The sequence below is a fragment of the uncultured Campylobacter sp. genome (assembly GCF_938018035.1).
Lineage (GTDB): Bacteria > Campylobacterota > Campylobacteria > Campylobacterales > Campylobacteraceae > Campylobacter_B.
The window spans coordinates 1-1,156 of the sequence record NZ_CALIJF010000297.1; the positions used below are offsets into that span (position 1 = coordinate 1).

The window sequence follows — 1,156 nt, forward strand, 5'->3', positions numbered from 1 at the left end:
GCTAAATTTTTATAAATTTCCTCGTAATTATACCTTGAAATTTAAGAGCGCGAGCTTGATTTTTAACGAATATATTTTTGCGGAATTTTAATTTTTGCAGCGGTTCTATTTTCTTTTGATTCGGCTTCAACGCGACGCTTTACGCGGCTAAATTTAATGCCGCTAATCATAAAATTTAGCTCATAATTTAGATCGTCTAGCTAAATTTCTCCGTTCCCGCTTAATCCGAAAACGTATTTAGTCTTTATGTTTAAATTTCATCGCCGAAAAAGTCGCCGTCGATGTCGCAAATTTCGATGTTTTGCCGCACTTGCACGCCGAGTTTGTATTTTATCATCAGCTCCGCCAGCCGCTCACCGTCGATCAAAACTACCGTGTGGCTTTGCACGTTTGCCGCGTATCTTTCGGCATCCTTGCTAAATTTTGACGTCGTGATGAATACGCCCTTTTTGGTCTGCTTATCCGAGATCGCGCCGACGAATTTTTGAATTTCGGGGCGAGAGACTGCGCCTTGCCAGCTTTTGGCTTGCACATAAATTTGCGAAAGCCCAAGCTCGTCCTCGTCTATAATGCCGTCTATACCGCCGTCCGCGCCGCTTTTGGTTAGCCTGCCTACTCCGTAGCCCATTTTTTCGAGCAAGCGCGCCACCAAATATTCAAAAAAGCTCGGCTTTTTCTGCGAAATTTCGTCTAAAATTTGAGATTTTAGATTTTGCGCGAGCTCGCTTGCCGTCTCGGCGATGATGTCGCTTGGCGTCTTTTCTTGCGTGGCTGTTTGCGAGATTTCGGCGCCGGACGCGCTTTTGTTTTTATAAATTTCATCATACCAAGCTTCAAATTTCGCCTGCGCGTCTTTGTTTTTTAACATTTGCTTGCCAAAATCCGTTATTTCGTACACACCTCTACCTGATTTTTTGACGGGCTTTTTAGTGCCCGGTAAATTTACGACTTCTTTATTGCCTGTGAAATACGATAACGCCCAGTCCGCGCGGTTAGCGTATACAAGCATGCCGCTAGGTATTCTTTGCGATAGCTCGTCGTCGTTAAATCTATAGTGCTTTGTGATGAATTTGAAAATTTCTTTTCTATCCGCCTTAATGCGCTCGCCGATAAATCTTAAAATCGGAAACATCATCTCTTTGTAGCTTGGTATCAT

General features: G+C 43.3%; 1 protein-coding gene. It reads right to left on the bottom strand.

Going from position 1 to position 1,156, the window contains the following annotated elements; translation table 11 throughout:
• Positions 1-250: 250 nt before the first annotated feature.
• Positions 251-1,156: restriction endonuclease (locus tag Q0257_RS08900; RefSeq protein WP_298024208.1), on the bottom strand; the 906-nt coding region annotated here is incomplete at its 5' end.